The 13146-nt window shown below is 63.3% G+C and carries 14 protein-coding genes, 1 other RNA gene and 1 pseudogene; 9 read left to right on the top strand and 7 right to left on the bottom strand.

The features are described from left to right. Position 1: 1 nt before the first annotated feature. A complete protein-coding gene (gene rpmE, locus ACR2J1_RS11940; protein WP_434019543.1) occupies positions 2 to 223 on the bottom strand; it encodes a 50S ribosomal protein L31 in 222 nt (73 codons plus the stop codon). A 147-nt stretch (positions 224 to 370) separates the two neighbouring features. Between rpmE and ACR2J1_RS11935 the strand changes: the two are divergent. Next, a pseudogene (locus ACR2J1_RS11935) lies at positions 371 to 2208 on the top strand (ABC transporter transmembrane domain-containing protein). Here ACR2J1_RS11935 and ACR2J1_RS11930 read toward each other — a convergent pair. From ACR2J1_RS11930 to ACR2J1_RS11905, 6 genes are all read right to left on the bottom strand, one after another. Beyond that, positions 2209 to 3237, bottom strand: a complete 1029-nt coding sequence (locus tag ACR2J1_RS11930) for a peptidoglycan -binding protein (protein ID WP_434019542.1) — start codon at positions 3235 to 3237, stop codon at positions 2209 to 2211. Between the two features lie 2 nt (positions 3238 to 3239). Beyond that, positions 3240 to 4274, bottom strand: coding sequence for a flagellar motor protein MotA (locus tag ACR2J1_RS11925; protein WP_434019541.1), 1035 nt, complete (start codon positions 4272 to 4274; stop codon positions 3240 to 3242). A 183-nt stretch (positions 4275 to 4457) separates the two neighbouring features. Then, on the bottom strand, positions 4458 to 5288 hold the full coding sequence (locus ACR2J1_RS11920; RefSeq protein ID WP_434019540.1) for an inositol monophosphatase family protein: 831 nt from the start codon (positions 5286 to 5288) through the stop codon (positions 4458 to 4460). A gap of 82 nt (positions 5289 to 5370) precedes the next feature. Then, on the bottom strand, positions 5371 to 5934 hold the full coding sequence (efp, locus tag ACR2J1_RS11915; protein ID WP_434019539.1) for an elongation factor P: 564 nt from the start codon (positions 5932 to 5934) through the stop codon (positions 5371 to 5373). 95 nt (positions 5935 to 6029) lie between these two features. Next, the gene (locus tag ACR2J1_RS11910) at positions 6030 to 6950 is read right to left on the bottom strand and encodes a tetratricopeptide repeat protein (protein WP_434019538.1); all 921 of its coding nucleotides are present in this window, start codon (positions 6948 to 6950) and stop codon (positions 6030 to 6032) included. Beyond that, positions 6947 to 7570, bottom strand: a complete 624-nt coding sequence (locus ACR2J1_RS11905; protein ID WP_434019537.1) for a thiamine phosphate synthase — start codon at positions 7568 to 7570, stop codon at positions 6947 to 6949. Before ACR2J1_RS11905 ends, ACR2J1_RS11910 begins: the two co-directional genes overlap by 4 nt. Positions 7571 to 7805: 235 nt before the next feature. Here ACR2J1_RS11905 and ACR2J1_RS11900 point away from each other — a divergent pair, with 235 nt between their 5' ends. The 8 genes from ACR2J1_RS11900 to ACR2J1_RS11865 all read left to right on the top strand — a co-directional run bounded on the left by ACR2J1_RS11900 (position 7806) and on the right by ACR2J1_RS11865 (position 13126). Then, complete coding sequence (locus ACR2J1_RS11900; RefSeq protein ID WP_434019536.1) at positions 7806 to 8096, top strand: DUF4164 family protein; 291 nt, start codon at positions 7806 to 7808, stop codon at positions 8094 to 8096. Positions 8097 to 8113: 17 nt separating this feature from the next. Further along, positions 8114 to 8518, top strand: a complete 405-nt coding sequence (locus tag ACR2J1_RS11895; protein WP_434019535.1) for a cell division protein ZapA — start codon at positions 8114 to 8116, stop codon at positions 8516 to 8518. A gap of 35 nt (positions 8519 to 8553) precedes the next feature. Then, positions 8554 to 8711: non-coding RNA, 6S RNA (ssrS, locus tag ACR2J1_RS11890), on the top strand. Between the two features lie 113 nt (positions 8712 to 8824). Further along, entirely contained in the window at positions 8825 to 9667 is an 843-nt protein-coding gene (locus ACR2J1_RS11885) for a TIGR00282 family metallophosphoesterase (protein WP_434019534.1), read from the top strand. 11 nt (positions 9668 to 9678) lie between these two features. Beyond that, positions 9679 to 9864: a hypothetical protein gene (locus ACR2J1_RS11880; protein ID WP_434019533.1), complete on the top strand. Its 186-nt coding sequence runs from the start codon at positions 9679 to 9681 to the stop codon at positions 9862 to 9864. Positions 9865 to 10111: 247 nt separating this feature from the next. Next, complete coding sequence (locus ACR2J1_RS11875) at positions 10112 to 10858, top strand: YebC/PmpR family DNA-binding transcriptional regulator (protein WP_434019532.1); 747 nt, start codon at positions 10112 to 10114, stop codon at positions 10856 to 10858. A gap of 136 nt (positions 10859 to 10994) precedes the next feature. Further along, the gene (locus tag ACR2J1_RS11870) at positions 10995 to 12143 is read left to right on the top strand and encodes a DegT/DnrJ/EryC1/StrS family aminotransferase (protein WP_434019531.1); all 1149 of its coding nucleotides are present in this window, start codon (positions 10995 to 10997) and stop codon (positions 12141 to 12143) included. Beyond that, positions 12143 to 13126 (top strand): Gfo/Idh/MocA family protein, encoded by a 984-nt coding sequence (locus ACR2J1_RS11865; RefSeq protein ID WP_434019530.1) that lies wholly within the window; start codon positions 12143 to 12145, stop codon positions 13124 to 13126. The genes ACR2J1_RS11870 and ACR2J1_RS11865 overlap by 1 nt, the downstream gene beginning before the upstream one ends. The last annotated feature ends 20 nt before the right edge of the window (positions 13127 to 13146 follow it).

Here is a 13146-nt window from a genome sequence, read left to right as displayed (position 1 = left end):
TCTATTTCAGGAAGCCTTCGTATTTCCGCTTGAAGCGCGACAGACGTCCGCCGCGGTCGATCAGGTGCTGACTGCCGCCGGTCCAGGCCGGGTGGGTCTTGGGATCGATATCGAGCTTCAGTGTGTCACCGTCGGCCCCGTAGGTCGAATAGGTCACGAACTCGGTGCCGTCCGTCATCACCACCTTGATGTGGTGATATTCGGGGTGAATTTCTTTCTTCATGGCCGTCAGCCCTAAAAATCGCGTTTTGTTAGCCGGAGCCTATAACGGAACTTCGGCGCCGGCACAAGGCTGCGCCGGAAGGGCGCGGTTTCCGCGCTTTCGTCCCAGGCGCTGCCCCCCCTAAGGTAGCGACCTGGTTGAGATCGCATGGGCCCGGAGATCGTGACAGCCAAGCCAAATGGCAGGGATGCGCACCCCGTTACGCCGCTGACGCCCCAAGGCGACGCGGAGCGGCGGCTGTCGCTACGCCCACTGCTTGGGCTCAAGCCCTATCTCTTGCGCTACAAGGCCATGCTGGCGGCGTCCTTCGTGGCGCTGCTCGTCTCGGCGGCGGCCACGCTCGCCGTACCGCTCGCCGTACGGCGCATGATCGATCTCGGCTTCAGCGGCATCGAGCCCGATCTCATCGACATCTACTTCATTACCCTTGTCGGCATCGGCCTAATTCTCGCGGTGGCGAGCGCCGCGCGGTTCTATTGCGTGAATTTGCTCGGCGAGCGGGTCATTGCCGATATTCGCGCCGACGTGTTCAAGCACCTGACGGGGCTCAGCCCCGCTTTCTACGAGACGGCGCAGTCCGGGGAAGTGATGTCGCGGCTCACCGCGGACACGACCCAGATCAAGGCAGCGGCCAGCACCGCCATTTCGCAGGCCTTGCGCAATGCGGTGGTGCTGATCGGCGCCATCATCATGATGATCATCACAAGTCCTAAGCTTTCGCTGCTGGTGCTGATCGCAATTCCCATCATCGTGCTGCCGCTTGTCGCCTATGGACGCGCCGTGCGTTCCCGGTCGCGCGCGGCGCAGGACACGCTTGCGCATGCCTCCGCCTATGCCAGCGAGAGTTTGGGTCAGGTTCGCGTGTTGCAGGCCTTCACGCATGAGAAGGAAGCCTCCGTCCGCTTCGGCGACGCCGTGCAGCGTTCGTTCGAGGCTGCGCGCTCGCGCGCGCAGGCGCGCGCAGGGCTAACCGGCATCACGATTTTTCTCGTCTTCGCCAGCGTCGTCGGCATCCTTTGGTACGGCTCCCAAGACGTGCTCTCCGGCGAGATGACCGGCGGGCGACTTGGACAATTCGTGCTCTATGCGGTGTTTGCCGCAGGCGCGATGGGCGAGCTCAGCGAGGTTTGGGGAGAGGTGAGTCAGGCCGCCGGCGCCGCGGAGCGCCTGGGCGAATTGCTCGCGGTGCAATCGCAGATCAAATCGCCGCTCAATCCCACGAAGCTGCCAACCCCTCCGCGCGGCGAGATTGCCTTCAAGAATGTCGAGTTCTCCTATCCGCTCCGGCCTGGAGTGAGCGCGCTTGGCGGGGTTTCATTCGATGTGGCGCCGGGAGAGAGGGTCGCGATCGTGGGTCCGTCGGGGGCGGGCAAGACCACGATCTTCGCGCTCTTGCTGCGGTTTTACGAGCCGATTCTGGGCAAGTGCTGGTCGACGGCGTGCCTGTCGACGACGCCGACCTGAACGCGCTCCGGTCGCGTTTCGCGATCGTGCCGCAAGAGCCGGCTTTGTTCGCCGATACCGTGGCCGCGAATATCGCATATGGCGCGCCGGAGGCAAGCAGAGCCGAGATCGGGGCCGCCGCGCGGACGGCGTTCGCCCACGACTTTATTGCGGCGCTGCCTCAGGGCTACGACACCATGCTCGGCGAGGGCGGCGTGACCCTGTCCGCGGGTCAGCGGCAGCGCGTCGCCATCGCGCGCGCGGTGCTGCGCGACGCGCCCATTCTGCTTCTCGATGAGGCGACCAGCGCGCTGGATTCCGAAAGCGAGACCTTGGTGCAGCGCGCACTGGACAAAATTATGGAGCATCGCACCACGCTGGTGATCGCGCACCGCCTCGCAACCGTCACGCGCGCCGACCGTATTCTCGTTCTCGATCATGGGCGGATTGCGGAGGAGGGGACCCATCGTAGCCTGCTTGGCCGCGATGGCATCTATGCGCGGCTGGCGGAGCTGCAATTCGCTCCGGATGCGGCCGAGTGACTAGCGCTCGGTGAGCTTCAGCTCGATGCGACGGTTCTTGCGCAGGGCGTCGTCCGAGTCCCCCGCGGCGATCGGCTGGAATTCGCCGAAGCCCGCCGCGACCAGCCGCTCCGGTTTCACGCCCTGCTGAATCAGATAGCGCACCACGGAGATGGCGCGCGCGGACGAAAGTTCCCAGTTCGACGGAAATTCCGGCGTCGCGATCGGATTGATGTCCGTATGCCCATCGACGCGCATCACCCAGGCAATATCAGCGGGGATCTTGGTCTCAAGCTCTTTCAGCGCGCTTGCGAGCTTTTCGAGCTGCGGTTGCGCTTCCGATCGCAACTCTGCTGCACCTGAGTCGAACAGGACGTCGGAGGAGAACACGAAGCGGTCGCCCACAATCTGGAAGTCGGGGCGATTGCCAAGCACCTCGCGCAACTGGCCAAAGAAGTCGGAGCGGTAGCGCGCAAGCTCTTGCACCTTCTTCGCCAACGCCACGTTCAGGCGCTGGCCAAGCTCGGCGATCTTCACCTGGCTCTCCTTGTCCTTGGCCTCGGAAGCATCGAGCGCCTCTTGCAGGGCCGCAAGCTGCAGCCTGAGTGCCGCAAGCTGCTGGTTCAGGATCTCCACCTTGGACAGCGCGTCGGTGGTGATGTGCTTCTGCTGCTCAAGCTCGCTGCCGAGGCGCGTGGTGCGGTCCTCGGCGCTCTGGGTCAAGCCGCCTTGCTGGCCGATCACCCCGCTCAGGCGCTGCTTCTCCTTCTCGGTGTCAGTCAGCGTCGCTTGCAGGGCCGCGAGATTGTCCTCGACGGATTCCTTCTTGGAGCGCTCGAGCGCGAGCAGCTCGGTCAATTGCGCGAGCTGCTGATTGAGACGCGCGAGCATGGTGTCCTTGCCGCTCGTCTGCTGCGTGACGAAGTAGTTGGCAAGCATGAAGAGCGACATGAGGAAGGTGACGACGAGCAGCAGCGTCGACAGCATGTCGACAAAGCCCGGCCAGTAATTGGCCTGGTAGGGGCGCCGCCTTGAGGGTGCGAGAGCCATGACTATTTACGCTCGCCGCCCGCCGGCAGCTTCGCTTTGTCGGTAATCTGGCGCAGCACCAGCGCAAGCTCATGCTGCTGCTGAGCCTGCTCGTCCGCCCATTCGCGCACGACTTTCTGCTCCGCGCGCATCTGGCGAATGAGCTTCTCGACGCCTTGGCCGAGATTCTTGACCGCGCTGCCGGTGTTGTCGTTGAGCACGCGCATTTCGACCTTCTCGCTGAGATCGGACAGAGAGCGCTGCATGTCGAGGAGCGCAAAGCGCAGTTGTGGAGGCACGCCTGCGGCCGCCGCACCCTCCGGCTGCAACTCGGTGATGCCCGAAAGCCAGTTCTCGAGCTCGTTATAGAACCGGCTCTGGGCGTGGCCCGCCTGCAAATCCAGAAATCCGAGAATTAGGGAGCCGGCGAGCCCGAACATCGAGCTGGAGAAGGCGATGCCCATGCCTTTCAGCGGACCGGCGAGGCCTTCCTTCAACTGGTCGAACATCATCACGTTCTCGCCGGAGCCGCTGTCCAGCGCGCCGATCGTCGTGCCAACCGAGGTCACCGTTGCCAGCAATCCCCAAAAGGTGCCGAGCAGGCCGAGAAAAACCAGGAGACCGACGAGATAGCGCGTCGTCTCGCGCGCCTCGTCGAGGCGCGAGGCGACCGAGTCGAGCATCGAGCGCATGGCGCCGGTGGCGAGCGACAGATGGCCGGTGCGGTCGCGAAGCATGGTGGCCATGGGCGCGAGCAAAACCGGCGGCTTGTCGACCGCAAGACCGGGATCGGAAACGCGGAAGGTGTTGACCCAATGTATCTCGGGATAAAGCCGCAACACTTGGCGGAATGCATAGACGATGCCGACAACGAGCACGCCGATGATCAGCCCGTTCAGTCCGGGATTGGCCAAGAAACTCATTCTGATCTGCTGCGTCTGGCCATCGAGGATGATGGCGAGCAGTACGGCGAGGATCAGAAACAGCGCCATGCGCCAAAGAAAGACTTGCGGGCGCGTGAGCTTGGCTTGGTATGGTGCTGTCGCTGCTGCTGCCATGGAAACCCGTCAGTGAGTCGGGGCGGATGTCGGTCTCGAAGATTAACCGAATACTATGACGGGCAAAACGGCAACCTCAGGGCACCTGCTTATTTCTCGTGCGCGACCCCAAGGTCTCGCCGGGGCGCCGCGATGCCGGTAAAAACTTCCCACCGTCCGCAGAGAATATTTCGGCTTCAGGCCTCAAGAGGCGGCGCTGCGCGTCCTCGCCACTTCGGGTTCGGCGCCGGCTGTCTTCAAAAGTTTCAACAGCTTGCGGTGAATCATCTCGTTGCCGGCGACGATACTGCCCGTCTTCAGCATATCGTCGCGGCCGGTCGGATCACTGACATAGCCGCCCGCTTCGCGCAAGATGACGATGCCCGCGGCAATGTCCCAAGCGCGAAGATTGCGCTCCCAGAACCCGTCGAAACGTCCGGCTGCGGTCCAGGCGAGGTCGAGGGCCGCGGCGCCGCAGCGTCTGACGCCCGCAGAGGCTGCCATGGCGACGGCAAGTTCTTTCAAGAACAACTCATGCTCCGGTCTGCCGGCATGCGGAATGCCGGTGCCGATGACGCAATCGGAGAGTTCCGTCCGCGCCGCGACTCGCAGGCGGCGATCGTTGAGGAAGGCGCCCTTGCCGCGCTCGGCCGTGAAGAACTCCTGGGAAATGGGATTGAAGATCAGGCCGGCAACGAGTTCCCCGTCGCGCTCCAAAGCGATGGAGATGGCAAACAGGGGGATGCCGTGCAGAAAGTTGGTGGTGCCGTCGAGTGGATCGACGATCCACCGATGCGTGCGATCGGCGCCTTCGACGACGCCGCGCTCTTCCATGAGCAGGCCGTAGCCCGGACGCCCGCGGGTGAGCTCGGCGTGCAGGATCTCCTCGGCGCGGTGGTCGGCGGCGCTGACGAAATTAGCGGGACCCTTCAGCGAGACCTGGAGCTGCTCGACCTCGCCGAAATCGCGCGCAAGGCTGCGGCCGGCCTTGCGGGCGGCGGCAAGCATCACGTTCATCAAGGCAGAGGCGGCCATCGTGGTCTCGTGCGTCTCGTGCGCGCCGGTATGACGGGACTTCGCCGACTGAATAGCAGCCTTCGAGCGGCTTAGCGAACCTCTACTCGGCGCGGCGCACGTAAGTGAGCTCGTTGGTGTCGACCACCACTCGCTCGCCGACCCCGACAAAAGGCGGCACCATGACGCGAACGCCGTTCTCAAGCATCGCGGGCTTGTAGGAAGACGCCGCGGTCTGTCCCTTCACCACGGGCTCGGACTCGACGACTTGCAAGATGACCTGGTCGGGCAGCGAGATGCCGATGGGCCTGCCCTCGTGGCTCTCGATCGTCACTTTCATGCCGTCTTGCAGAAAGGCTGCGCGTTCTTCCAGGAAATCGCGGGGGATCTGGACTTGCTCGTAGGACTCAAGATCCATGAAGGTCAGCATATCGCCTTCGGCGAAGAGGAACTGATAGTCGTTCTGATCCAGGCGCACGCGCTCGACCGTCTCTGAGGACCGGAAGCGCTCGTTGAGCTTGGTGCCGTCGATGGCGTTTTTCAGCTCGACCTGCGCATAGGCGGGGCCTTTGCCGGGCTTCACGGCTTGCGTCTTGACCGCGACCCACAGCGTACCCTTGTGCTCGATCACATTGCCGGGGCGGATTTCGTTGCCGTTGATTTTCATGGGGGCCCTGAGGAAGACTTGGCGAGGCTGGCGCCTTTAAGGCCGGGGTTCCCCTTGCTGTCAAGAGCGCGAGGCGTGGCTGTCAGGGCCTCGACTCACTCCGATAGGCGATCGTTATGCCACTCCTCCGCCGCCTTTTCGGCGGCTTCGCGCTGCTGCTTGCTGAGCTTCGCCAGCAGCACGTCGAGGGAGAAATCGCTGACGCCAGCGGCACGCGCGAGCAGGTGCCATTTCGCGGCTTGCACGGGGTCCTCCTTCACCGCAACGCCGTTCGCGTAGAGGCGGGCCAGCCGGTTCTGGCCGACGGCGTTGCCCTGCTCGGCGGCAAGACTGAACATCTCGAAGGCGGCCTTCTCATCGGCCGCGACGCCGGCGCCTTTGAACAGCATCACGCCATACTCGACCTGAGCCGCGGGCAGGCCGGCTTCCGCGGCCTTGCCGGTCCATTCCGCCGCCTTCACCTTGTCGATCGGCACGCCGCGGCCGAACTGATAAAAGGCGCCGAGATCATATTGGGCGACGGCCAGGCCCTGCTCGGCCGCCTTCTGCATCCACTCGGCGGCTTTGGCTTCGTCGGAGGGCCGTCCCCTTCCGTTCAGATAGATGAGGGCGAGATTATATTGCGCGGAGGAATGCCCGCTTTGGGCGGCGCGCTCGAACAAGTCTGCAGCAATGCGCAAATCCTTCTTCACGCCGGTGCCTTCTGCAACGAGCGCGCCGAGTGAGAACTGCGCATTAGCATCGCCAAGGTCGGCGGCTTTGGCGTAAGCGTCCGCCGCCTTCTCGAGATCTTGCGAGACGCCCAAACCTTCGGAGTAGATTTCGCCGATCAGGGTGAAAGCCTCCTTGGAGCCTTCGGAGGCCTCTTTCTCGGCAAGATCGAGGGCGGTCAGGTAGCGTCCTTGCGAATAGGCGGCGTAGGATGGACTTTCAGCGGCGTTCGCCGGTGCGAGGGTCAGCGCTGCGGCAAGGCACGACGCGGCGGCGAAACATCGCCGCGCAAACAAAACACTCACACGGCCCTCCTCTCGCGCAAAACCTTATCGATTGCAGCCACGCGCGCCAGCGCATCGTCCTCCTGCCAAAGCGTCTGCGGCACCGCAACAAAGTCCGCGCCGAGATCGGCAAGCGCGGCGGCCTCTTCCGCGGAGGACACGTCCCAGGCAATGCAAGGAATGACGAAAATCTCCGACCACCACGCGAGGATCTCCGCGCGCTCATCTCCTTCCGTTGCGACTTCGGTCAAATTCGGGCCGAAGGCAACGTAATTGGCCCCGATTTCGGCAAGCTCCATGGCGTCGTGACGCACCAAGCCGCAAAACACCCCGATCGTCGCGTCCTCGCCGAGAAGCGCCCGCGCGCGTAAATAAGCGGCTCGATCAGCATTGATATGCACACCATCGGCGCCGATCTTCTTCGCAAGTGCGGCATCGTCCTTAACGAGGCAGGCAAGACCGCGTTCCTGCGCGAGGCCCAAGAGCCGAACGGCTTCCGTCTCATCGATCTGCCCGGCATGCGGAAAGAGCAACACACAACACGCGTGACCCGCCGCCTGACGCAAAATTTCTTCGGCTTTGGGCGAGGGCATCACCGGAAGCTGCAAATAAAGCCGGCATGCCGGCCTCGCTTCAGCCATGAATTTCTGCTCCCATCTGTAAGTCCGTTTTCGGCCAAACGCGCAGGGCGACCGTCTCAAAACACGCGCTTCGCGGCGCTGTCAATCAGGGCCCAGAGTCTCGATGGACTGCCTAAGTCGTTGACGAGCGAACGTACCGTCATCACATTGTCATCGTACCGCTGGTTCGAGCGAAGGGAGTATGTCGCTTGAAGAGAATTGCGGAATCCGAGCGGTGAGGGGGCAGTAGGTCGAGATGACTCAGCCTGACGCTCTGCAACAAGCGACGATGCGGCTCAACGCGGCACTCGATGCCCTCGAGAGTTTCTCAAGCCAAATGTTCACCGAGGGCGAGGGCGGCGCTTCGATGGCGACGCTTCAGCAGCAGGTCCGCTTCCTGAGCGAGGAGCGCGACCGGCTGCTCAAGGAGCTTGACGTGGAGCGTGCCCGGGTCAGACGGCTCGAGGCTGCCAACGATGAGGTTTCCGATCGACTCGAAACGGTGGTGGGAACGCTCAAGGAGATCATGCCGGCAATGCCTGGTTGAGATTGCGGGGGACGACAATGGGCGAAGTCACGGTGACACTGAACGGCCGCACCTATCGGCTCGAATGCGGGGAGGGCGAAGAAACCCATCTCATCGCGCTCGCCGAATATCTCAGCTCCCATGTCGACACCATGCAGCAGAAATTCGGCCAGGTCGGCGACGACCGGCTCATCCTGATGGCGTCACTGATGGTCACCGACGAACTCTGGGAGACCAGGCGGCAAATGCAGGACCTGAAAGCAAGTCTGGCAGAGGCAAAACGCGACAGGTCGGCCGCGGACGAGACCACGAAGACCGTGCAGTCCGACCTCGCCGCGCGCGTGAGCGCCGCCGCGGACCGGCTCGAGATGCTCAACGAGCGCTTCGTGGGCGGGGGTTTGGACGCCGAGGAGGAGATCGCCCGGCCGCGATCGCGACGTTAGTCGCATCTTTGCGCAATCTGCCCTATATTAGAGATGGCGGGCTGCGAGGCGCGTTAGGAGCAACTTTCCCAGGGCCCTATAAGATCCTAAGGGAGCTGACCCTGGCGGAGACCCTGGTCTCCGTCACTCGGCGCCCACCTACTATGTAGGGTGCACCGGGGATCTCCGCTCCGACGGCCATCGTGGCTTCGCTACCTTCTCAAGGTGCGTAAGCCCTCGTTTTTCTCGCAGCCGCCTAGCAACCGCCCCACCGATTGGGTAATGACGCGACATGCGTAACCCGTTGCGGCGAGGCTGATCGAATTCATGCGAATTTTGTTTCTGGGCGACCTGGTCGGCCGCTCCGGCCGCAATGCGGTCATCGAGGCGCTGCCGCAATTACGCACCCGCTACGCGGCCGATTTCGTCGTCGTCAACGGCGAGAACTCCGCCGGCGGCTTTGGAATTTCCGAGCAAATCTTCCTCGACCTTCTCGATGCTGGCGCGGACGTGGTCACCACCGGCAACCATGTGTGGGACCAGGGCGAGACCCTGGTCTTTATCGAGCGGCACGACAGGCTGCTGCGGCCGATCAATTTTCCACAAGGCACGCCCGGCCGCGGCGCGGGTCTCTACAAAGCCGCCAACGGCGCGGACGTGCTCGTGGTCAACGCCCAGGGGCGGGTGTTCATGGCCGATATCGACGATCCGTTCCGTGCCGTCGATCGCGAGCTTGATCTCTGCGGACTGAAGCGCGGCGCCGACGCCATTCTCATCGATTTCCATGCCGAGGCGACGTCGGAAAAAGAAGCGCTCGCACATTTCGTCGACGGCCGGGCGAGCTGCCTCATCGGCACCCATACCCATGTGCCGACGGCCGATGAGCAGATCCTAAATGGCGGCACCGCCTATATCAGCGATGCCGGCATGTGTGGGGATTTTGATTCGGTGCTCGGCATGGACAAGGAGGAGCCGCTCCAGCGATTCCTGACCAAGATCCCGACCGGCCGTTTCGTGCCGGCCTTGGGCGAAGCCACGATCTGCGGCGTTGCCGTCGAGGTGGATGACGACACGGGGCTCGCACGCGCCATCGCGCCGATCAGGCTCGGTGGACGGCTGTCGCAGACAGAGCCGGCATTCTGGCTGCCCGACGCTCAGCCGGGAACTTAGCGTTAGACGGAGTGAAGCCGGCTCACGCCGCTGGCGCCATTCAGGCCCTTGCGGCCATAGGCCAGAAGGCGCTGCAGGCAGGCGATGGCCTCATCAAGCTCAGCCAAAGCGCGGTCGGCGTCGACATCATGGATGAAGAGGGCGGCGCGGGCTCTGGCAACGTGGTCGGCGGCCTCCGCGCAGAGAGCAGAAAGTGATGGAACGGACGGTACGCCGGCTCGCGACGGAAGGCTGGAAGCTTTAGCTCTACGCGACATGAAGGTCCCCTTCGGCTGGAAGCGGGCAGTCCCCGCTGCGGGCATAGTTGTCAGGCGGTTAGGGTTAAGGCTGCCCTAATGCGCCCGTTCTCAGGCGGGCACAGGCCTCAAGAGCCCGCTATGGATTTCGAGCCGTCGCAACCTTATAAGTCGCCTTCCCGCGAGGCCGGTAACCAACAGGGGTGGCATGGCAGGCCATTCGAAATTCAAGAATATCCAGTTCCGCAAGGGGGCTCAGGACAAGAAGCGTTCCAAGCTTTTCTCCAAACTTGCCCGCGAGATCACGGCCGCCGCGCGCATGGGACTGCCGGATCCGGCCATGAATGCGCGGCTCAGGACTGCGGTACAGGCGGCGCGCGTCCAGAACATGCCCAAGGACAATATCGAGCGCGCCATCAAAAAGAGCCAGGAGGCGGGCGGCGAGAATTACGAGGAGGTGCGTTACGAGGGTTTCGGCCCGGGCGGCGTCGGGGTCATCGTCGAGGCGCTCACCGATAACCGCAATCGCACCGCAAGCGAGGTACGGTCGATTTTCTCCAAGTTCGGCGGCAATCTCGGCGAGACGGGCGCGGTTTCCTTCATGTTCGACAGGATCGGCGCCATCGAGTTCGCCGCGGATAAGGCGACGCCCGACGCCATGATCGAGGCCGCGATCGAGGGCGGCGCCGAGGATTGCGAATCGAGCGACGACGGGCACCTGGTCTATTGCGATCCCGACCAGCTGCATCACGTCGCCAAGGCGCTGGAGGCGCGGTTTGGCGAAGCCAACTCGGCGCGGATCGTGTGGCGGCCACAGACCGGCGTGCCCGTCGACGAAGAAGCCGGTCAAAAGCTGTTGCGGATGATCGACGCTTTGGAGGATTCCGACGACGTGCAGAACGTCTATTCTAATTTCGAGATTGCGGACGAGGTTCTGGAGCGCCTCAGCGCCTAAGGCGGTCGAACCCCAACCAAGTCATTGGCGCGCCGCGATTCAGGGAGTAGCGAGCCAGCGGCGTTCTGCACGACTGCAAAGTTCCGCTCGGCGGTGTAGAGGGGACATCGAATTTTAGCAAACGAGAGGGCCTGACGTGGGTGTTGAAGTAGCTGTGCGCGATAAGCCGAAAACCGAAGCTCCGATGACGATGATCGACCTTGCGGCGCAGCGCCGGAAGATCGCCGACAAGATCGATCAGGCGATCGCTCGCGTGTTGCAGCATGGGGGATTCGTGCTGGGTCCTGAGGTCACGGAGCTGGAGCGGCGGTTGGAAGCGTATTGCGGCGCCACGCAATGCGTCACCTGCGCCAACGGCACCGACGCGCTGGAGTTGATCCTGATGGCGGAAGGGATCGGCGCGGGCCATGCCGTGTTCGTGCCGGCCTTCACCTTTGTCGCGACCGTCGAGGTGGTGGTGCTGACCGGCGCCACGCCGATCTTCATCGATGTCGACCGCGACAGCTTCAACCTCGATCCAGCGAGCCTCGAGGCCGCGATCGAAGACTCCAAGCGGCGCGGGATTGAGCCGCGCGCCGTCATCGCCGTCGACCTGTTCGGGCAGCCGGCTGATTACGACGCCATCGACGGACTCGCCGAGGCGCATGGGCTTATGGTGATCGCCGATGCCGCGCAGAGCTTCGGCGCCAGCCTCGACGGCAAAAAGGTCGGCACGCTCGCCGCCTATACCGCCACGAGCTTCTATCCCTCCAAGCCGCTCGGTTGCTACGGCGACGGCGGCGCGATCTTCACCGACGACACGGAGAAGGCCGAGCTGCTGTGCGTCCTGCGCGGACACGGCAAGGACGAAAAGGGTTTCAGCCATGTCGGCCGGAACAGCCGGCTCGACAGCTTCCAAGCCGCCATCCTCTTGCAGAAGCTCACCCTGTTCGCCGATGAGCTCGTGAAGCGCGATGCTGTTGCGGATCGCTATGCGGAAGGCCTCGGCTCGGCCGTGCAGACGCCACGCGTACGGCCAGGCGCCACGTCGGCCTGGGCGCAGTACACCATCATTTCGGAGAAGCGGGGCGCGATCGTCCGCGCCTGTCGCGAGGCCGGGATCCATACCGCGATCCATTATGCTCAACCGTTGCATGTGCAGGGGGCCTATCGTGATTACCCCGTCTCGCCCACTGGGCTTGCGCAATGCGAGTGGCTGTCGGATCGCGTCGTGAGCCTGCCAATGCATCCTTATCTGACAGATGACGCCATCGATTTCGTGGTCCGCACGGTGCTGGCGGCCTGATGGCTGAGCAACCCCGCATCAAAGTCGCCGTGGTGGGCGCCGGCCATTTTGGCCGATTTCATTGTGATCAATATTCGAGCAACCCGCGCGCGGAGCTTGTCGCCGTCATCGACGCGGACATTGCGCGCGCAGGTGCCGTCGCGGCCGAATTCGGTGGCAAGCCCGGGCAGGATTACCGCAGCCTCATCGGGCGTGTGGAAGCCGTCAGCATAGCGGTGCCCACGCCCTACCATTTCGAGGTCGCGCGCGAGCTTATCGACGCCGGCATGCATGTGCTGATCGAGAAGCCGATCACCGACAAGCTCGATGACGCCCACCATCTCACCCGCCTCGCCGAGGAGCATAAATCTGTGCTCCAGGTGGGACATATCGAGCGCTTCTCGAGCTCCTATCGTGCGCTCGCCAAGACCATCACGCAGCCGCTCTATTTTGAGTGCTATCGTATCGCGCCCTGGAAAGAACGAGGCATCGAGGTGGATGTCGTTCTCGATCTCATGATCCACGACATCGACATCGTTCTCGGTCTCGCGGGGTCGCCGGTGTGGAAAGTCGACGCTGTGGGGACGCCGATCCTGGGTAAGAAAATCGACATGGCGAACGCCCGCATCACGTTCGAGTCCGGGTGCGTCGCCAACGTCACCGCGAGCCGGGTCAGCTACAAGACCGAGCGGCGCATGCGCGTCTTTCAGCGCCAGAGCTACATCGTGTGCGATTTGGCCGAGGCCCGCATCTTCGCGTATCATTTGCGCGGCGATCCCGCCGTGCTGGGAATCGGCGCCATCGCCACGGAATCCTACGACATTCCCAAGGAAAACAGTCTCGCCAACGAGATCGATGAATTTCTCGATTGCATTGCGACCGGGCGGCAGCCGGTGGTCGATGGCCGCGCCGGTTCTGAGGCCTTGCGCGTGGCGAGCATGATCAACGACTCCATCGAAGACCATCTGCGGCGCATCGGCGCCCATCTGCCGGCGCCAGCATAAAAAAGGGGACGCCTTTAGGA

The organism is Methyloceanibacter sp., from assembly GCF_050999895.1.
Classification (GTDB): domain Bacteria; phylum Pseudomonadota; class Alphaproteobacteria; order Rhizobiales; family Methyloligellaceae; genus Methyloceanibacter.
The sequence above is the reverse complement of the archived record's forward strand: the minus strand, read 5'-3'. Positions and strand labels throughout refer to the sequence as shown.